General features: G+C 64.6%; 17 protein-coding genes. 16 read left to right on the top strand and 1 reads right to left on the bottom strand.

The window, feature by feature from the left end; translation table 11 throughout:
• Positions 1-13 precede the first annotated feature (13 nt).
• From rsmH to lpxC, 16 genes are all read left to right on the top strand, one after another.
• Positions 14-967 (top strand): 16S rRNA (cytosine(1402)-N(4))-methyltransferase RsmH, encoded by a 954-nt coding sequence (gene rsmH / locus JYK05_RS11300; RefSeq protein ID WP_206467077.1) that lies wholly within the window; start codon positions 14-16, stop codon positions 965-967.
• The gene (ftsL, locus tag JYK05_RS11295) at positions 964-1,308 is read left to right on the top strand and encodes a cell division protein FtsL (protein ID WP_175945199.1); all 345 of its coding nucleotides are present in this window, start codon (positions 964-966) and stop codon (positions 1,306-1,308) included. Before rsmH ends, ftsL begins: the two co-directional genes overlap by 4 nt.
• Complete coding sequence (locus JYK05_RS11290) at positions 1,305-3,167, top strand: penicillin-binding protein 2 (RefSeq protein ID WP_206467076.1); 1,863 nt, start codon at positions 1,305-1,307, stop codon at positions 3,165-3,167. The genes ftsL and JYK05_RS11290 overlap by 4 nt, the downstream gene beginning before the upstream one ends.
• Entirely contained in the window at positions 3,164-4,705 is a 1,542-nt protein-coding gene (locus JYK05_RS11285; RefSeq protein WP_206467075.1) for a UDP-N-acetylmuramoyl-L-alanyl-D-glutamate--2,6-diaminopimelate ligase, read from the top strand. Before JYK05_RS11290 ends, JYK05_RS11285 begins: the two co-directional genes overlap by 4 nt.
• On the top strand, positions 4,702-6,132 hold the full coding sequence (gene murF, locus JYK05_RS11280; protein WP_206467074.1) for a UDP-N-acetylmuramoyl-tripeptide--D-alanyl-D-alanine ligase: 1,431 nt from the start codon (positions 4,702-4,704) through the stop codon (positions 6,130-6,132). The genes JYK05_RS11285 and murF overlap by 4 nt, the downstream gene beginning before the upstream one ends.
• Before the next feature lie 23 nt (positions 6,133-6,155).
• Positions 6,156-7,325: a phospho-N-acetylmuramoyl-pentapeptide-transferase gene (gene mraY, locus JYK05_RS11275; protein WP_175945189.1), complete on the top strand. Its 1,170-nt coding sequence runs from the start codon at positions 6,156-6,158 to the stop codon at positions 7,323-7,325.
• 45 nt (positions 7,326-7,370) lie between these two features.
• Entirely contained in the window at positions 7,371-8,882 is a 1,512-nt protein-coding gene (gene murD / locus JYK05_RS11270) for a UDP-N-acetylmuramoyl-L-alanine--D-glutamate ligase (protein ID WP_206467073.1), read from the top strand.
• On the top strand, positions 8,879-10,141 hold the full coding sequence (gene ftsW, locus JYK05_RS11265; protein WP_175945185.1) for a putative lipid II flippase FtsW: 1,263 nt from the start codon (positions 8,879-8,881) through the stop codon (positions 10,139-10,141). Before murD ends, ftsW begins: the two co-directional genes overlap by 4 nt.
• Positions 10,138-11,253: an undecaprenyldiphospho-muramoylpentapeptide beta-N-acetylglucosaminyltransferase gene (gene murG / locus JYK05_RS11260; RefSeq protein ID WP_206467072.1), complete on the top strand. Its 1,116-nt coding sequence runs from the start codon at positions 10,138-10,140 to the stop codon at positions 11,251-11,253. The genes ftsW and murG overlap by 4 nt, the downstream gene beginning before the upstream one ends.
• A gap of 3 nt (positions 11,254-11,256) precedes the next feature.
• Positions 11,257-12,651, top strand: coding sequence for a UDP-N-acetylmuramate--L-alanine ligase (murC, locus tag JYK05_RS11255; protein ID WP_175945181.1), 1,395 nt, complete (start codon positions 11,257-11,259; stop codon positions 12,649-12,651).
• Positions 12,652-12,683: 32 nt separating this feature from the next.
• Positions 12,684-13,625 (top strand): D-alanine--D-alanine ligase, encoded by a 942-nt coding sequence (locus JYK05_RS11250; protein ID WP_206468285.1) that lies wholly within the window; start codon positions 12,684-12,686, stop codon positions 13,623-13,625.
• Between the two features lie 12 nt (positions 13,626-13,637).
• Complete coding sequence (locus JYK05_RS11245; RefSeq protein WP_206467071.1) at positions 13,638-14,390, top strand: cell division protein FtsQ/DivIB; 753 nt, start codon at positions 13,638-13,640, stop codon at positions 14,388-14,390.
• 26 nt (positions 14,391-14,416) lie between these two features.
• Positions 14,417-15,649 carry a cell division protein FtsA gene (gene ftsA / locus JYK05_RS11240; RefSeq protein WP_159837031.1) on the top strand — a complete coding sequence of 411 codons (1,233 nt, stop codon included), beginning with the start codon at positions 14,417-14,419 and terminating at the stop codon, positions 15,647-15,649.
• A 143-nt stretch (positions 15,650-15,792) separates the two neighbouring features.
• Positions 15,793-16,989 (top strand): cell division protein FtsZ, encoded by a 1,197-nt coding sequence (gene ftsZ, locus JYK05_RS11235; RefSeq protein ID WP_175945177.1) that lies wholly within the window; start codon positions 15,793-15,795, stop codon positions 16,987-16,989.
• Between the two features lie 264 nt (positions 16,990-17,253).
• A complete protein-coding gene (locus JYK05_RS11230) occupies positions 17,254-17,757 on the top strand; it encodes a peroxiredoxin (protein WP_206467070.1) in 504 nt (167 codons plus the stop codon).
• Between the two features lie 263 nt (positions 17,758-18,020).
• Positions 18,021-18,938 (top strand): UDP-3-O-acyl-N-acetylglucosamine deacetylase, encoded by a 918-nt coding sequence (gene lpxC, locus JYK05_RS11225; RefSeq protein ID WP_206467069.1) that lies wholly within the window; start codon positions 18,021-18,023, stop codon positions 18,936-18,938.
• A gap of 48 nt (positions 18,939-18,986) precedes the next feature.
• Here the strand turns inward: lpxC and JYK05_RS11220 are convergent, their stop codons facing one another.
• The gene (locus tag JYK05_RS11220; RefSeq protein ID WP_206467068.1) at positions 18,987-19,481 is read right to left on the bottom strand and encodes a DUF721 domain-containing protein; all 495 of its coding nucleotides are present in this window, start codon (positions 19,479-19,481) and stop codon (positions 18,987-18,989) included.
• Positions 19,482-19,648 lie beyond the last annotated feature (167 nt).

Raw genomic sequence — 19,648 nt, 5'->3', positions numbered from 1 at the left:
GGCGCTGAAAAACATGGCATCTGCGATGGGAAATGACTTGCAGCATCGCACGGTGCTGTTGAAGGAAGCGGTAGACGGACTGATCACGCGCGCCGACGGTATCTATATAGATGGCACCTTTGGGCGCGGCGGTCATAGCCGGGCGGTATTGCAGCGGCTGGGCGAAGCAGGGCGGCTGATCGCGTTCGACAAGGACCCGCTCGCCATCGCCACGGCGCAACAGATTCAGGATCCGCGCTTTTCGATCGTGCATGACAGCTTCGCCGCGTTGCGAAGCGCGGCGATCGAGCGCGGGATAGAGCGGGTGTCGGGCGTGTTGCTGGACCTCGGAGTGTCGTCGCCGCAGGTGGACGATCCCGAGCGCGGTTTCAGTTTCCGCGCGGAAGGTCCGCTCGACATGAGGATGGACCCGACTCGCGGCGAGTCGGCGGCCGAGTGGCTCGCGCGGGCCACGGTGCAGGAAATGACGGAGGTGATCAGAGATTATGGGGAAGAACGGTTTGCTTTTCAGATTGCAAAGGCGCTTGTTGCTCGCAGGGCAGAGTCCGACCGTCTTGGGCCTCTCGTCAGCACGCGCGAGCTTGCCGAAATCGTGGGTCACGTCGTCAAGACCCGTGAAAAGGGCAAGGACCCGGCAACTCGCACCTTTCAGGCTATACGGATTCATATCAATCAAGAGCTTGCGGAGCTGCAAGTAGTTCTTGAATCGGCACTTTCGTTGTTGGAGCAAGGGGGGCGGCTGGTCGTGATCAGCTTTCATTCGCTCGAAGACCGGATCGTCAAGCGGTTCATGCAGGCGCAATCGAGCGCGCCGGCGGTGGACCGTCGTTTGCCGATCCGCGCGGTCGATCTGCCGAGTCCGCCTCTGCGGATCGTCGGCCGCGTGTTTCCGAGCGATGCGGAAGTCGCCGACAACCCGCGCGCCCGGTCCGCGGTCATGCGTATCGCGGAGCGCATCGCGCCATGAACCGTCTCAACATTTTTCTCCTCATCGTCGTGCTCGGGTGCGCGCTGTCGGTCGTCAGCGCCACGAACAAGCAGCGGCAGGTGTTCATCGAACTGCAGCGGGCGCAGTCGCAGGAGCGCCAGCTTCAACAGGATTACGCGCAGTTCCAGTATCAGCAGAGCGCATTGTCGAAGACTTCGCGCATCGAGCAGTTGGCCACTAATTCACTGAAGATGCAGCCCGTGACAACCGGCCGCACGCAATACCTGACCTACGACCCGGCGACCGCGAAGGCCGCCGAAGCACCCATGCCGCCGCCGTTGCCTGCCTCGGCGCCGTCCGCACGCGGAGTCAAACGATGAAGAAATCCGCGAAGCAGAAGGACGTCGCCTACACGCCCAACCCGATTCTCGCCGTGCGCCTGCCCATGTGGCGCTCGAAGCTCGTCGTGTTCCTGTTGTTCATGGCGTTCGTCGCGCTGGCGGCACGCGCCTTCTGGATTCAGGGCCCGGGCAACGCTTTCTTCAAGAAACAGGGCGAGAGCCGCTATCAGCGCACGCTGGAAATGCCCGCGACTCGCGGCCAGATCCGCGACCGCAATGGCCTCGTGCTCGCCACGAGCCTGCCCGTGAAGGCTATCTGGGCGATTCCCGAAGCCGTCCCGAACGATCTTGGCGCGGACAAGCTCGCCGAACTCGCGAAGCTGCTCGACATGACGCAGAAAGACCTGCGCGCGAAACTGTCGATGGACAAGACGTTCGTCTACGTGAAGCGTCAGGTCCCGCTCGAAGTCGCGCAGAAAGTGGCGGCGCTCGACATTCCGGGCATCTATTCGCGCGGCGAATACAAGCGCTTCTATCCGGAAGGCGAAATCACCGCGCACCTGATCGGCTTTACTAATATTGAAGACAAGGGCCAGGAAGGCGTCGAACTCGGCGACCAGAGCGTGCTGGCCGGCACGCCGGGCATGCGTCGCGTCATCAAGGACCGGATGGGGCATATCGTCGAGGACGTCGACGAACAGGTCGTGCCGCATAACGGCCAGGACGTCGAGCTTTCGATCGACAGCAAGATTCAGTACATCGCGTACACGGACCTGAAAGCGGCCGTCGAAAAGACGAAGGCGAAGGCCGGCGCTGCGATGGTGATCGACGTGAAGACGGGCGAAGTGCTCGCGCTCGTCAACTATCCCACCTACAACCCGAACGACCGCTCGCGCATGACCGGCGAGCAGTTGCGCAACCGCATTCTGACGGACACTTTCGAGCCGGGCTCGATCATGAAGCCGTTCACCGTTTCGCTCGCGCTCGATCTGCATCGCGTGACGCCGAATACGCTCGTGGAAACGGGCGGCGGCGTGTTCGTGCTGGACGGCGCGCGCATCACGGACGACTCCGGTTTCGGCACGCTCACCGTCGGCGGCGTGATTCAGAAGTCGAGCAATATCGGCGCGACCAAAATTGCGATGCAATTGCGGCCCGAGGAAATGTGGAACATGTACACGAGCCTGGGTCTCGGTCAGGCGCCGAAAGTCGGTTTTCCGGGCGCCGTCACCGGACGTCTGCGGCCGTGGAAAAGCTGGCGGCGCATCGAGCAGGCGACCATGTCTTATGGCTACGGCTTGTCGGCGTCGCTGTTTCAGCTGGCTCGCGCGTACACCGCCATCGCGCATGACGGCACGATTCTGCCGGTCTCGATTTTCCGCACGCCGGGCGATCAGCCGCCGGCGGGCCAGCAAGTCTTCTCGCCGACCACCGCGCGCGAGGTTCGCGCCATGCTCGAGACGGTCGTGTCGAAGAACGGCACGTCGCCGGATGCGGCAGTGCCGGGCTATCGCGTCGGCGGCAAGAGCGGTACGGCGTACAAGCACGCGGGCCGCGGCTACGATCATTCGAAGTACCGCGCGTCGTTCGTCGGCATGGCGCCGATGCCGAATCCGCGCATCGTGGTGGCCGTATCGGTCGACGAACCGACGGCGGGCAGCCACTTCGGCGGGCAGGTATCGGGGCCGGTGTTCTCGGGCATCGTCGGCGACACACTCCGCGCGCTGAACGTGCCGCCGGACATGCCGGTCAAGCAAATGGTCGTGACGGACGAGTCCAATTCCGCCACGCAAGCGTCCGCGCAGCCCGCGAACGCGAACGGTTCGAACAACGCTAAAACGGTGAAGAAAGTCGCCGTTTCGAGCAACACGAAGACACATCCGGGAGTCGTGCGATGAGCGCGCCCCGTCAGAGCAAGATGCAGAAGGACGTTTCACATGCCGTTCAATGGCTGCGCGCCCATGCGCGGCCCGAGGCCCAGTTGCACGCCGACACGCGCTCGCTCAAAAGCGGCGACGTGTTCCTGGCGTACGCCGTCGACGGCGCGGACAACCGGCCGTATCTCGACGCGGCGCTCGGCGCGGGCGCGGCTGCCGCGCTGTATCAGCCGGAGAACTTCGCGGGCAAGCCGGACGCGTCGAAGGCGTTGGCCGTGCCCGCGCTCAACGAACTCGCGGGTCCGATTGCGTCCGCGTGGTACGGCGAGCCGAGCGCCTCGATGCTCACCGTCGGCGTGACGGGCACCAACGGCAAGACATCGTGCAGCCAGTGGATCGCCACCGCGCTGACCGCGCTCGGTCGGCCGTGCGCGATCGTCGGCACGCTCGGCATCGGCATGCCGGGCAAGCTCGCGTCCACTGGCTTCACCACGCCCGATGCGCCGCAGCTTCAGCGCAGCCTCGCGCAACTGAAGGCGCAAGGCGCGGAGGCTGTCGCGATGGAAGTCTCGTCGCATGCGCTGCATCAGGGGCGCGTGAACGGCACGGACTTCGACATCGCCATCTTCACGAATCTCACGCAGGATCATCTCGACTATCACGGCACGTTCGAGGCTTACGAAGCCGCGAAAGCGCGTCTTTTCGCGTGGCCGTCGCTGAAAACGGCCATCGTCAATCGCGACGATGCCGCCGGTCAGCGTCTCATCGAATCGCTGCGCGGGAAGGTCCGCACGATTGCGTACGCCGTCGACATGCCGGCCGATGCCCCGCCGAGCGCCGACGCCGTGCTGCTCGCGAGCCGCGTGCGCGCAACCGCCACGGGCACCGCGTTTCATCTTTCGTCCGACTGGGGCGAGGCCGAAGTCGAAGTGAACACGCTCGGCACGTTCAACGTGAGCAATCTGCTCGCGGTGCTCGGCGTGCTGCTCGAAGTCGGCGTTCCGTTCGATGCCGCGCTCGCGCGCATCTCGAAGCTCGAATCGGTCAACGGCCGCATGGAGCGTCTCGGCGGCCGGCTGCAAAACGATGAGCCGCTCGTCGTGATCGACTACGCGCACACGCCCGACGCGCTCGAAAAAACGCTCGCCGCCCTGCGCCCGATCGCTGCCGCGCGCGGCGGCGAGCTCGTCTGCATGTTCGGCTGCGGCGGTGACCGCGACGCGACCAAGCGTCCGCTGATGGGCGAAATCGCCGAGCGTCTCGCGGATCAGGTCGTCATCACCAGCGACAATCCGCGCAGCGAAGATCCGCTCGCCATCATCGACCAGATTGCCGCCGGCATGAAGCACGCGGCGAAGGTTCGGCGCATCGAGGATCGCGCGAGCGCCATTCTGCAGGCGCTGCGCTCGGCGGCGCGCGAAGATGTCGTACTGCTCGCCGGAAAAGGACACGAGGCCACGCAGGAAATCATGGGCAAAAAGCGCGCGTTCTCGGATCAGGATCACGCGCGCCTCGCGCTTGCCGCACGCGCCACGCACCAACGCGGAGGCGGCGAATGACGATGTTCACCTTGCGCGAAGCCGCCGCGCTGATTCCCGGCGCGGTCTTTCAGGGCGACGAAGCTATCGCCATTGAACGCGTCGTGACCGACAGCCGCGCCGTGCAGGCGGGCGATCTGTTCGTCGCGGTGAAGGGCGATCGCTTCGATGCGCATGACTTCCTCGATCAAGTGGCGAAGAGCGGCGCGGCCGCCGCGCTCGTCTCGCGCGATGTGCGCAATTCCGATGCCTGGCCGCTGCCAGTCATCAAGGTAAAGGACACGCGTGCGGCGCTCGGTGCGCTGGCGCACGGCTGGCGCAAGCGCTTCAGCATGCCGCTCGTCGCCGTCACCGGCAGCAATGGCAAGACGACGGTCAAGGAAATGATCGCGTCGATCTTCGCGGCGGCAGTCGGCGAAGACGCGCGGCTCGCGACCGCGGGCAACTTCAACAACGACATTGGCCTGCCGCTCACGCTGTTTCGCCTGAGCGCGGCGCATCGGCTCGCGGTAGTCGAGCTCGGCATGAATCATCCGGGCGAGACGGATGCGCTCGGCAAGATCGCTGCGCCGACGGTCGCTGTAGTCAACAACGCGCAGCGCGAGCATCAGGAGTTCATGGCCACCGTCGAAGCCGTCGCGCTCGAACATGCGTCCGTCATTCACGCGCTCGGCGACACCGGCACGGCCGTGTTCCCCGCCGACGACCACTACGCGAGCATCTGGCGCGTGGCGGCCACCGGCAATCCGATCATGGACTTCGCGCTGACGGACGACGAGTCGAAGGCGGCAGTCACGGGCACGGTCGACGGCGCGACGGTTCATGTCCGCACGCCGCAAGGCCGCATCGACATTGCGCTTACCGTGCTCGGCGAACACAACGCGCGCAATGCGCTCGCGGCCACGGCCGCCGCGCTGGCGGCGGGCGTATCGCTCGACGTCATCAAGCGCGGCCTCGAAGCGTTTCAGCCGGTGAAGGGCCGCTTGCAGGTGAAGCGCGCGGTGACGGGCGCGCTCGCGGGCGCGACCATCATCGACGACACGTACAACTCCAATCCCGATTCCATGCGCGCCGCCATCGACGTGCTCGCGGCGCAGGCCGCGCCGCGCGTGCTCGTGATGGGCGACATGGGGGAAGTCGGTGAAGAAGGGCCGGCGTTTCATCGCGAAGTCGGCGCGTATGCGGCCGAGCGCGGCATCGATGCGTTGTTCGCACTCGGCGAAGCGAGCCGCGATTCGGTGAACGCATTCCGCGCGGCGGCGTCGAAGCAGACCGCCGTTCATTTCGACGACGTGACCACGCTCATCGACGCTCTTCAGCAAGCCGGGTTCGGACCCGGCGCAACGTATCTCGCGAAAGGCTCGCGCTTCATGAAGATGGAGCGCGTGGTGGACGCCCTGACGAGCCCACAACAACCCGCGGCGGGCAATGCGCCCGCTGCACACTGACTCACAGAAAGAGAAGGACCAGCATGCTACTCGCACTCGCGCAATGGCTTCAGAATGACGCCAGCTTCATGCGCGTGTTCACCTACATTACGTTCCGCGCGGTGGGCGCCACCGCGACGGCGCTTTTGATCGGTCTCGTCTGCGGCCCGTGGGTCATCCGCAAGCTGACCGCGATGAAAGTCGGTCAGGCGGTGCGCAAGGACGGCCCGCAAACGCACCTCGTCAAGTCGGGCACGCCGACGATGGGCGGTGTGCTGATCCTCATGGGCATCGCGGTTTCGACGCTTCTCTGGGCCGATCTCACGAACCGCTTCGTGTGGATCGTGATGCTCGTCACGTTCGGCTATGGCGTGATCGGCTGGGTGGACGACTATCGCAAGGTCGTGCACAAGGACCCGCGCGGCATGTCGTCGCGCGAGAAGTATTTGTGGCAGTCGGTCATCGGCCTGTTCGCGGCCGTGTATCTGGCGTTCAGCGTATCCGAGGCGAGCAACACGCGCGTCTTCGATCTCTTCATGGCGTGGGTGCGCAGCGGCCTCTCGATGGGCCTGCCCGCGCGCGCCGACCTCATGCTGCCGTTCCTCAAGTCGATCACGTATCCGCTCGGCGTGTGGGGCTTCATCGCGATGACGTACTTCGTGATCGTCGGATCGAGCAATGCGGTGAACCTCACCGACGGCCTCGACGGTCTCGTCATCATGCCCGTCGTGCTGGTGGGCGCGTCGCTCGGCGCGTTCGCGTACGTGATGGGCAGCTCGGTCTATTCGAAGTACCTGCTCTTTCCGCACATTCCCGGCGCGGGCGAACTGCTGATCTTCTGCTCAGCCATGGGCGGCGCGGGCCTCGCGTTCCTTTGGTACAACACGCACCCCGCGCAAGTCTTCATGGGCGATGTCGGCGCGCTCGCGCTCGGCGGCGCGCTCGGCACCATCGCGGTAATCGTTCGTCAGGAAATCGTGCTGTTCATCATGGGCGGCATTTTCGTGGCGGAAACGCTCTCCGTCATGCTGCAAGTCTTCTGGTTCAAGTTCACGAAGCGCCGTTACGGCGAAGGCCGGCGCTTCTTCAAGATGGCGCCGCTCCATCACCACTACGAACTGTCCGGCTGGACGGAAACGCAAGTGGTGGTGCGCTTCTGGATCATCACGTTGATGTTGTGTCTCTTCGGCTTGTCGACGCTCAAGCTGCGTTGATCGTGCACGTCTGCGGTTTCTTCGGTTTCAGGAAAGGGTAAAGCGATGTTTGGCGAGAAGTTTTCCGGTCGGCAAAGTCCGATGGTGCTCGTGCTGGGGCTCGGTGAATCCGGCCTCGCGATGGCGCGCTGGTGCGCCAGGCACGGGTGCCGGCTGCGGATCGCCGATACGCGCGAGAACCCGCCGAATCTGTCGGAACTGGTAATCCACAACATCGACGCGGAGTTCGTCGGCGGCGCGTTCACGACCGGACTGCTCGACGGCGGCATCGAACTGCTTGCCATCAGCCCCGGTCTTTCGCCGCTCGCGCCGGACCTCGCGCCGCTCATCGCGGCGGCGAAGGAGCGCGGCATTCCGGTGTGGGGCGAACTCGAACTGTTCGCGCAGGCGCTCGCCGGTCTAGCCGTGAACGGCTACGAGCCGAAGGTGCTCGCGATCACCGGCACCAACGGCAAGACCACGACCACGGCGCTCACCGGTCTTCTGTGCGAACGCGCGGGCAAGCGCGTGGCGGTCGCGGGCAACATCAGCCCGGCGATGCTCGACAAGCTCGCCGAAGCCATCGATCAAACCGCGCTGCCGGACGTCTGGGTGCTCGAACTCTCCAGCTTCCAGCTCGAAACATCGCACAGCTTCGCGCCGGATGCGGCTGCCGTGCTGAACATCACGCAGGATCATCTCGACTGGCACGGCGGCCTGGACGCCTACGCCGCCGCGAAGGGCCGCATCTTCGGGCCGCGCACGGTGCGCGTGCTGAATCGCGACGACGCCCGCACGATGGCGCTCGCCGCAAACATCGCGCAGGACCGCATCGTGACGTTCGGGCTGGATGAGCCGTCGAAGGTCGGCGACTACGGCTTGTTGCGCGACAACGGCATTGCGTGGCTCGCGCAAGGTATCGACCGCGACGCTGCCGACGAACCCGCGCCATCGCGCCGCCGCAAGCAGGATGTCGCCGCGCCGAACGTCGTTGCCAAGCGGCTGATGCCCGCCGACGCGCTGCGCATTCGCGGCCTGCACAACGCGGCCAATGCGCTCGCCGCGCTCGCGCTCGCCCGCGCCATCGACCTGCCGCTCGCCGCTCTCTTGCACGGCTTGCGCGAGTATCGCGGCGAACCGCATCGCGTGGAGGTGATCGCGCAGATCGACGGCGTCGATTATGTGGACGACAGCAAGGGCACGAACGTCGGCGCGACGGTCGCCGCGCTGGATGGCCTCGCGCAACGCGTCGTGCTGATTGCAGGCGGCGACGGCAAAGGTCAGGACTTCTCGCCGCTGGAAGCGCCGGTTGCGCGCTGGGCGCGTGCGGTGATGCTGGTCGGCCGCGACGCGCCGCGCATTCGCGAGACGCTCGCATCGACGGGCGTCGCGCTCGAAGATCACGCCACGCTCGAAGCCGCGACCGAGGCGGCATCGCGCATCGCCGAGCCGGGCGACGCCGTGTTGCTTTCGCCCGCGTGCGCGAGCCTCGACATGTTCAAGAACTACGCACACCGCGCCGACGTGTTTCGCAGCGCGGTCGAAGATATCGCCGCCGCGCGGGGAGTGATGCTATGAGCTGGTCGGACCGCTTCGGATCGAAAATCACCGGGCAGCGGAACGCGGTTCCGAACGATTCGCTCGCCGGGCGCTCGGGCGGCATTTCGAGCGCCGTCAACGGCGTGCGTCCCGCGCGCTCGCGCATGCTCGACTACGACCATTCGCTCTTGTGGGTGACGATCGCGTTGCTCGGGCTCGGCATCGTGATGGTGTATTCGGCGTCCATCGCCATGCCGGATTCGCCGAAGTACGCGCAGTACCGCGACTATCACTTCCTCGTGCGGCACCTCGTTTCCGTCGCGACCGCGCTCGTCGGCGCGGTCATCGCGTTCAAGATTCCGGTGAAGACCTGGGACAAGCTCGCGCCGAAGCTCTTTCTGGTCGCGCTCGTGATGCTCGTCATCGTGCTGATTCCGCATATCGGCAAGGGCGTGAACGGCGCGCGCCGCTGGATTCCGCTCGGCATCACGAACATGCAGCCGTCCGAAATCATGAAGCTCGCGGTCACGATCTACGCCGCGAATTACACGGTGCGCAAGCAAGAGTTCATGCACAGCTTCGGCAAGGGCTTCTTGCCGATGGCCGTAGCGGTCGGCGCGGTCGGCGCGCTCTTGCTGCTCGAACCGGACATGGGCGCGTTCATGGTGATCGCCGCCATTGCAATGGGCGTGCTGTTCCTCGGCGGCGTGAATGGCAAGCTCTTCGGCGGTCTGGTGCTCACGGCGGTCGGCACGTTCACGATGCTCGTGTGGCTCTCGCCGTGGCGTCGCGAGCGGATCTTCGCTTATCTCGATCCGTGGGACGACCGCTACGCGCAGGGCAAGGCGTATCAGCTGACGCACTCGCTGATCGCGTTCGGGCGCGGCGAGTGGTTCGGCGTCGGTCTCGGCGGAAGCGTCGAGAAGCTCAACTATCTGCCGGAAGCGCATACCGACTTCATTCTCGCGGTGATCGGCGAGGAACTCGGTTTCGTCGGCGTCATCTGCGTGATTCTGCTGTTCTACTGGATCGTGCGCCGCGCGTTCGAGATCGGACGTCAGGCGCTCGCGCTCGATCGCACGTTCGCCGGTCTGATGGCGAAGGGCGTCGGCATTTGGTTCGGCGCGCAGACGTTCATCAACATGGGCGTCAACCTCGGTCTTCTGCCGACCAAGGGCCTCACGCTGCCGCTCGTCAGCTACGGCGGCTCGGGCATCTTGCTGAACTGCGTCGCGCTGGCGGTGCTGCTGCGCGTCGATTATGAGAATCGCGTGCTCATGCGCGGAGGCAAAGTATGAGCGCGCAACGCCCCACGCTGATGGTCATGGCGGGCGGCACCGGCGGCCACGTGTTTCCGGGGCTCGCGGTCGCGCACTGGATGCAGGCGCGCGGCTGGCGCGTCGTCTGGCTCGGCAACGCGAGCGGCATGGAAGCGACGCTCGTACCCAAGCACGGCATCCCGATGGAATGCGTGCGCTTCGGCGGCGTGCGCGGCAAGGGCATCAAGACGAAGCTGATGCTGCCGGTGAATCTCATGCGCGCGTGCTCGCAAAGCCTGCGCGTGCTGCGTCAGGTGAAGCCGGACGTGGTTCTCGGCATGGGCGGCTACATCACGTTTCCGGCGGGCATCATGACGAAGCTCGCGGGCTGCCCGCTCGTGCTGCACGAACAGAACTCCATCGCGGGTCTCGCGAACAAGGTGCTCGCGCATCTCGCAAAGCGCGTGCTTGTCGCGTTTCCCAATGCTCTGCCGAATGCCGAATGGACCGGCAATCCCATTCGCGCGGAACTTACGTCGACATTGCCGCCCAAAGAACGCTACGCGTCGCGCACGGGCAAGCTGAACGTGCTTGTCGTCGGCGGCAGTCTGGGCGCGGCCGCGCTGAACGAAACGGTGCCGAAGGCGCTCGCGCTGCTGTCGCCGGATGAACGTCCGCGCATCGTGCATCAGGCCGGCGCGAAGCACATCGAAGCATTGCAGGCGAACTACGCGGCGGCCGGTCTTTCGCGCGGCGAAGACTTGCAGCTCGTGCCGTTCATCGAGGACATGGCGAGCGCGTACGCATCCGCCGATCTCGTGATTTGCCGCTCGGGTGCGATGACGGTGTCCGAAATCGCGGCGGTCGGCGTGGCGGCGCTCTTCGTGCCGTTCCCGTTCGCCGTCGACGATCACCAGACGACCAACGGCGCGTTCCTCGCGAAGAACGGCGCAGCGGAATTGATACAACAACGCGACTTGTCGGCGGAAAAGCTCGCCGGCTGGTTGCGTGCGCAGACGCGCGACACGCTGGCGGAGATGGCCGCGCGCTCACGCGCCCTGGCGAAACCGGACGCGACCGAACGGGTCGCGACCGTCTGCGCCGACGTCGCCGGCGCGCGTCTTACGGGCCAAGCTCGGGAGGCACATTAAGTCATGAAACACATCGTCAAGCACATTCACTTCGTCGGCATCGGCGGAGCAGGGATGAGCGGCATCGCGGAAGTGCTGCTGAACCTCGGCTACCAGGTCAGCGGCTCGGACCTTTCGAAGAACGCCGTCACCGAGCGGCTGAAGGCGCTCGGCGCGCGCGTCGAGATCGGACACAACGAGCAGAACATCGAAGGCGCGAACGCGGTCGTCGTATCGACGGCCGTGCGTCCCGACAATCCCGAAGTGCTGGCGGCGCGCCATCGGCGCGTGCCGATCGTGCCGCGCGCCGTCATGCTCGCCGAACTCATGCGGCTGAAGCAGGGCATCGCCATTGCCGGCACGCACGGCAAGACCACGACGACATCGCTCGTCGCAAGCGTGTTGGCCGCGGGCGGGCTCGATCCGACGTTCGTGATCGGCGGGCGTCTGATCAGCGCGGGCGCGAACGCGCGGCTCGGCACGGGCGATTTCATTGTCGCCGAAGCCGATGAATCGGACGCGTCGTTCCTCAATCTCTTCCCGGTGATCGAAGTCATCACGAACATCGACGCCGATCACATGGACACCTACGGCCACGACTTCGCGCGGCTCAAGCAGGCGTTCATCGAATTCACGCACCGGCTGCCGTTCTACGGCATCGCGGTGCTGTGCGTCGACGACCCGAACGTGCGCGAGATCCTGCCGTTCGTGTCGAAGCCGATCATCCGCTATGGCATCGGCGCGGAAGCGCAGGTGCGCGCGGTCAACGTCGAGGCGCGCGACGGCCGCATGCACTTCACGACGCTGCGCGAAGATGCGCCGCCGCTCGACATCGTGTTGAATCTGCCGGGCCTGCATAACGTGCAGAACGCGCTCGCCGCCATTGCGATTGCGACTGAACTCGAAGTGGCGGATGCCGATATCCAGAGGGCGCTCGCCGAATTCAACGGTGTCGGCCGGCGCTTCCAGCGTTACGGCGACGTGAAGACGAACGACAACGAAGGCGCGTACACGCTGATCGACGACTACGGGCATCACCCGGTGGAAATGGCCGCGACCATCGCGGCGGCGCGCGGCGCGTTCCCGGACCGGCGTCTCGTGCTGGCGTTCCAGCCGCATCGCTATACGCGCACGCGCGACTGTTTCGAAGATTTCGTGAAGGTGCTCTCCACCGTGGACGCACTCGTTCTCACCGATGTTTATGCCGCAGGCGAAGCGCCGATCGTCGCCGCCGACGGCCGCGCGCTCGCACGCGCGATCCGCGTGGCGGGCAAGGTGGAGCCGGTGTTCGTCGAAACGGTGGATGAAGTGCCGGACGCCGTGACGACGCTCGCGCGCAACGGCGACGTGGTGATCACGATGGGCGCGGGTTCCATCGGCGGTGTATGCGGGCGGCTCGCGCAGAGCCAGCCGCAGTGAAGACAGCAACAAACGACGTCATGAGTAACACAGTGAACAACATCGATCCGAAGGTCTTCGGCAAAGTGGCGGTGCTTCTCGGCGGGAATTCCGCCGAGCGCGAAGTCTCGCTCAACTCGGGCCGCCTCGTGCTGGAAGGGCTGCGAGAGGCGGGCGTCGACGCGCATCCGTTCGATCCCGCCGAACGCCCGTTGTCGGATCTAAAGGCGGAAGGTTTCGAGCGCGCGTTCATCGCGCTGCACGGCGGCTATGGCGAGAACGGCCAGTTGCAAGGCGCGCTGGATTTCTACGGCATTCGCTATACGGGCAGCGGCGTGCTCGGCTCGGCGCTCGGCATGGACAAGCTGCGCACCAAGCTCGTGTGGCAGCAGACCGGCATTCCGACGCCGCCGTTCGAAACCGTCTATCGCGGCGACGACTATGCGGAGCGCGCGCAGGAAATCATCGCGAAGCTGGGGCTGCCGCTCTTCGTGAAGCCGGCGAGCGAAGGATCGAGCGTCGCGGTCATCAAGGTAAAGAGCGCGCAACGGCTCGTGCCGGCGCTGGAAGAGGCCGCGAAGTTCGACAAGATCGTGATCGTCGAGCAGAGCATCGAAGGCGGCGGCGAGTACACGTGCTGCATCGCCGGCGATCTCGATTTGCCGGTCATCAAGATCGTGCCGGCGGGCGAGTTCTACGACTATCACGCGAAGTACGTCGCCGACGACACGAAGTATCTGATTCCCTGCGGTCTGACGGAGGCCGAAGAAGCGCGCATGAAGCAACTGACGCAGCGCGCGTTCGACATGCTCGGCTGCACGGACTGGGGCCGCGCCGATTTCATGCTGGACGCCGACGGCAATCCGTACTTCCTCGAAGTGAACACCGCGCCGGGCATGACGGATCACTCGCTGCCGCCGAAAGCGGCGCGCGCGGTCGGCATCAGCTACAAGGATCTGGTTGTGAAGGTGCTGTCTCTCACCCTCAAGAACTGACGAAGCGCAACCATGTGGAACAACGTTCGCCAGATGAATCTCGCCGCCAGCGCGCTCAACGCCATGCTCGTGTTGATGCTGCTGTGCGCGGCGGGCGTCTACGCGATCCAGCGTCCCGAGTTTCGTCTGCGCGAGATTCAGATCGACGGCGATACGACGCACATCAATTCCCCGACCGTGCGCGCGAGCGTCGTGGGGCATCTGAAGGGCAACTTCTTCACCGTCGATCTCGACGCCGCGCGCACCGCGTTCGAGCAGATGCCGTGGGTGCGCCGCGCGAGCGTGCGTCGCGTGTGGCCGAACGCGATCGCCGTGACGCTGGAGGAATACAAGCCGCTCGGCACGTGGGGCAACGATCAGCTGGTCAGCGTGGATGGCGAGCTTTTCACCGCGAACCAGGGCGAACTGGACGACGACCTGCCCGCGTTCGACGGTCCGGAAGGCACGGCGAAGGAAGTGGTCGCGCGGTATCACGACTTTCAGAAGTGGTTCGCGCCGCTCGACGCGCAGCCGGAGGAAGTCACGCTGTCGCCGCGCTTCGCGTGGACCGTGAAGCTTTCGAACGGCACGCAGATCGAACTGGGCCGCGAGCGCAATCAGGACACGCTGGATGACCGTTGCAAGCGCTTCGTCGCGTCGTGGGCAGCGGTCACGGGGCGGTGGGGCAAGGACATCGAATATGCGGATTTGCGTTATCCCAACGGCTTCGCGATACGCGCCGCCGGCATGCGCTTCATCAACGACACCGACAAGGCCAAGAAGTAAGCAGACATCACAGGCATGAGCACGCTATGAGCAAAGACTACAAAGACCTGCTGGTTTCCCTCGACATCGGAACGTCGAAGGTGGTCGCGATCGTCGCCGAATTGAAGGGCGAAGGCCACTACGAGGTGATCGGACTCGGTCAGAGCGACTCGAAGGGGTTGAAGAAAGGCGTCGTGGTCAACATCGAGGCAACGGTGCAATCCATTCAGCGCGCGCTTGAAGAAGCCGAGCTGATGGCGGATTGCAAGATCACGAACGTCTTCACCGGCATCGCGGGCAGCCATATCCGCAGCTTCAATTCGAGCGGCATGGTCGCGATCAAGGACAAGGAAGTCACGCAGACGGACGTCGCCCGCGTGATCGAAACGGCCAAGGCGATCAACATTCCGACCGATCAGCAGGTGCTGCACATCCTGACGCAGGAATTCATCATCGACGGTCAGGAAGACGTGCGCGAGCCGATCGGTATGAGCGGCATTCGCCTCGAAGTGAAGGTGCATATCGTCACGGGCGCGGTGAGCGCGGCGCAGAACATCGTGAAGTGCGTGCGCCGCTGCGGGCTCGAAGTGAACGATCTCATCTTGCAGCCGCTCGCGTCGTCGCTGGCGGTGCTGACCGAGGACGAGAAGGAACTGGGCGTCGTGCTCGTCGATATCGGCGGCGGGACGACGGACATCGCCATCTTCAGCGAAGGCGCGATTCGTCATACGGCGGTGATTCCGATTGCCGGCGATCAGATCACGAGCGACGTCGCGATGGCGCTGCGCACGCCCACGCCCGACGCGGAAGACATCAAGGTGACGTACGGCATCGCGAAGCAGGCGCTCGCGGACCCCGACGAGATGATCGAAGTGCCGGGTCTCGGCGAACGCGGTCCGCGCACGCTGTCGCGTCAGGCGCTGGCGGCGGTGGTCGAGCCGCGCGTCGAGGAGCTGTTCTCGCTCGTGCAGCAGGTCGTGCGCGAATCCGGCTACGAAGAGTTGCTGTCGAGCGGCGTCGTGCTGACCGGCGGCGCGGCGATGATGCCCGGCATGGTGGAGCTCGGCGAAGACATCTTCCTGAAGCCGGTGCGCATCGGCGTGCCCGAGTACGCCGGCGGTCTCGCGGACGTCGTGCGCAACCCGCGCTATTCGACCGCCATGGGCCTGCTCGCCGAAGGACGCTCGCAACGCATGCGCGGTCGCAAGGTCGCGGTGCAGAACGGATCGATGGGGCAAGTGCTCACACGAATGAAAGACTGGTTCCTCGGAAACTTCTGAAGCTTGCACGGAACAGAGCAGTACGAAACAAACGTATTTAAGTAATGAATATAATTCGCGCCGGTACCGGCGGCTAGCGCGCGGCGAGGGGTTGCCCGATCTCTCACCGGATAACGCCGATCTTCATTCTTGACGGAGGCAACATGGATTTCGAAATGCTGGAAACGGAAACCAACGGAACGATCATCAAGGTGGTCGGAGTTGGTGGTGCGGGCGGCAATGCCGTTCAGCACATGATCAACCGGGGTGTGCAGGGCGTCGACTTCATCGTGATGAACACCGACGCACAGGCGCTCGCGCGTTCGCGCGCGCCGCAAGTGTTGCAGTTGGGCATGACCGGTCTGGGCGCGGGCGCCAAGCCGGAGAAGGGCAAGGAAGCTGCCGAAGATGCGCGCGAGCGTATCGCCGATGCGCTGCGCGGCGCGCACATGGTGTTCATCACCGCGGGCATGGGTGGCGGCACGGGCACGGGCGCGGCACCGGTGGTCGCGCAAATCGCGAAGGAAATGGGGATTCTGACGGTCGGCGTCGTGAGCAAGCCGTTCGAATTTGAAGGCGGCCGCCGCATGCGCGTGGCGGAAGCCGGCTCGCAGCAACTGGAGGATCACGTCGATTCGCTGATCGTCGTGCTGAACGACAAGCTCTTCGAGGTGATGGGCGACGACGCCGAGATGGACAAGTGCTTCCAGTGCGCGGATGACGTGCTGAACAACGCTGTCGCGGGCATTGCGGAAATCATCAACGTCGACGGTCTCGTGAACGTCGACTTCGAAGACGTGAAGACGGTGATGGGCGAGCAGGGCAAGGCGATGATGGGCACGGCGACCGTCGCCGGCGTCGATCGCGCGCGTCTTGCTGCGGAACAAGCTGTGGCGAGTCCGCTGCTCGAAGGCGTCGATCTGTCGGGTGCGCGGGGCGTGCTGGTCAACATCACGTCGAGCCGTTCGCTGCGTCTCTCGGAAACGCGCGAAGTGATGAACACCATCAAGAGCTACGCCGCCGACGACGCAACCGTGATCTTCGGCGCGGTGTACGACGACGCCATGGGCGACGCCCTGCGCGTGACGGTGGTCGCAACGGGCCTCGGCCGCGCGGCGAAGAAGCAGCAGCAAGCGCCGATGACGCTCCTGCGCACGGGCACCGACAATCAGCCGGTCGCGCACGCGTCGCACAACACGTACGCGCCGCAGCACGGTCAGGCAACGGATTACGGTTCGCTGGACACGCCGGCTGTGTGGCGTTCGTCGCGCGAAACGGCGGCATCGCACGTGCAGGCATTGCAGGAAAAGGGCGTCGATACGTACGACATCCCGGCGTTCCTGCGCAAGCAAGCGGACTGAAGTCGCGCTGTGCTCGTTGCTCGCTAGCTAGCAAGAGCAATGCAGCCACCGCAGGCACGCGCCGGGCATGAGAAGGCGGCGCAGGTTTCGCGTGGGGCGACTGTCCAAGGCCGCGTCAGCATCAGACGCCAGGCCGTGGCCAGCCGACCTCCACGAATTTGCCGACGAGCAAATGAAACCTGAATCGTCGATTAAGCGCGAGGCGGGACTGCGGGACGATGCAATCGCAAGGTGTTTCGAGCACTGACGAGGGAAGGACCGAGCATGATCGAAGTGGGTGAAACGTTGCCTGATGCGCGTCTCTTCGAGTTCATCGAAGTGGCGAGCGAGGGCTGTGCCGTGGGACCGAACGGGTTCGCGGTGCGCGAGCGGACCGCCGGCAAGCGCGTGGTGATCTTCGGATTGCCGGGCGCGTTCACGCCGACGTGTTCCGCCAGACACGTGCCGGGTTATGTCGAGGCGGCGGATGAGTTTCGGGCCGCCGGCATCGACGAAATCTGGTGCGTTTCCGTCAACGACGCGTTCGTCATGAACGCGTGGGGACGCGATCTCCAAGCCGCGGGCAAGGTGAGGATGATGGCGGACGGCAGTGCGCGTTTCACTCAGGCACTCGGACTGGATCAGGATTTGTCCGAGCGTGGCATGGGAATCCGTTCCCAGCGTTACGCGATGGTGGTCGACAACGGCGTGGTCAAGACGCTCGCTGTCGAAGCGCCCGGAAAGTTCGAAGTCAGCGACGCTCGCAGCATTCTGGCGACGTTGCGCTGAGCGCAGCGGCGTCGCGTTGTCTTTGTACAACGCTTGAAGACGCCCTCGCATTCGGCGACAACTTGGGGCCGATGACCGGAAATGCCTCCATTCCGGCCATCGGCCCGTTCTACTTGACTGTCCCTGCATCGCGGCGTAACACAGGGAAACAGTTGATACCTCTTCGTTTGGGACGGCTTAGTCCGAATGGAGTATACTTCGATCTATTAGAATTCAATGAACGATTAATTCTCTTTATTGGGAATTGCTATCGGAAAAAAATCATGTTGAAGCAGCGAACAATTAAGACCGTCGTCAAAACCGTGGGAATCGGGCTCCATTCCGGCCGCAAGGTCGATCTGACGCTGCGCCCGGCACCGGTTGGAACGGGCATCGTGTTTTCTCGGATCGACCTGCCGCAGCCGGTCGACATCCCTGCGTCTGCCATGGCGATCGGCGATACGCGGCTCGCGTCCGTGCTCCAGAAGGACGGCGCGCGCGTGTCGACTATCGAGCACCTGATGTCGGCGTGCGCGGGCCTGGGCATCGACAATCTGTACGTCGATGTCACCGCCGAGGAAATCCCGATCATGGACGGCAGCGCGTCTTCGTTCGTGTTTCTCATTCAGTCGGCGGGTATCGAAGAGCAGAACGCGCCGAAGAAGTTCATCAAGGTGAAAAAGCCGGTCGAAGTGCGCGATGGCGATAAATTTGCGCGTCTCGAACCGTATTTCGGCTTCAAACTGAGCTTTACTATCGATTTCCGCCATCCGGCAGTCGACAAGACGGGCCAGGCGCTGGAAGTCGATTTCGCGACGACGTCGTATGTGCGCGAAATTGCTCGCGCTCGCACGTTCGGTTTTGCGCATGAAGTGGAAATGATGCGCGAGCTGGGTCTCGCGCGCGGCGGCAGCATGGACAACGCCATCGTGCTCGACGAGTACCGCATCCTGAACAACGACGGCTTGCGCTACGACGACGAGTTCGTGAAGCACAAGATGCTCGACGCCATCGGCGACCTGTACGTCGTGGGTCATCCGCTGCTCGCGTCGTACACCGCGTACAAGGGCGGTCACGCGATGAACAACATGCTTCTGCGCGAACTTCTCGCGAACGAAGAGGCTTACGAAATCGTCACGTTCGAGGACACCCAGAAAGCGCCGCGCGGTTTCGCATTCGATACGCAGACGGCGTTTGCCTGATCATCGGCAAAAAGCAGGACGAAAGGTGAGCGGCAGCGAAAGCGCCGCTCATTTTTTTTGCCCGCGCCCCTGGTGACGCGCCGCCATGCGCCCGAGCGCTTCCTGTAGCGGCGAAGGCGCGAGCGTCTCTGCAAGGTCGTGCAGCGCCGACGCGCCCGCCGCCGACATGCGCGCCTGCTTCGGCGGCGGCGCTTCCTTCATCGACTGCGGACGCACGCGAATCTTGAGCGAATCCACCGCCCAGCCTCGCTGCTGGAGATCCGACAGAAGCCGCGGCTCGATATGCCGCAAGCGCGCGGCGAGCGCATTGTGCGCGGCGAAAAGCGCGAGCACGCCGTCCTTGATGAAGCCCGGCTCGACATTCGCCGCGAGATAGTCGGGCAGCAGCGCGGTCAGATCGCGCTGGAGCGCCGCCACTTGCTCGACGCCCGCGCGCAGCGCGCGGAACGCGTCGGTGCGATCCAGCACGTCGGCCAGGGCTTGCGGACGGCGCGGATCGAACCGCCCCGGCGCAGACCTTGAATTTGTAGAAAAGCGGCTCATTTTTTAATCAGCGGACGCCTGATGCGACCGCTCGATTGTACCGCGAGCCTGACTTCCGCTTCTCGTGGACGCCCGCCGCCAAAGCCCTCGCGGCCAAGCTTTCAACGCGTTGACTGTCGCGTGGCGCAGACGCCCGAGGGCCCACGCTGACGCAAGATGTGCTTGAC

Origin of the sequence: Caballeronia sp. M1242, assembly GCF_017220215.1 — a bacterium.
In the GTDB taxonomy this organism is placed as follows: Bacteria; Pseudomonadota; Gammaproteobacteria; order Burkholderiales; family Burkholderiaceae; genus Caballeronia.
The sequence above is the reverse complement of the archived record's forward strand: the minus strand, read 5'-3'. Positions and strand labels throughout refer to the sequence as shown.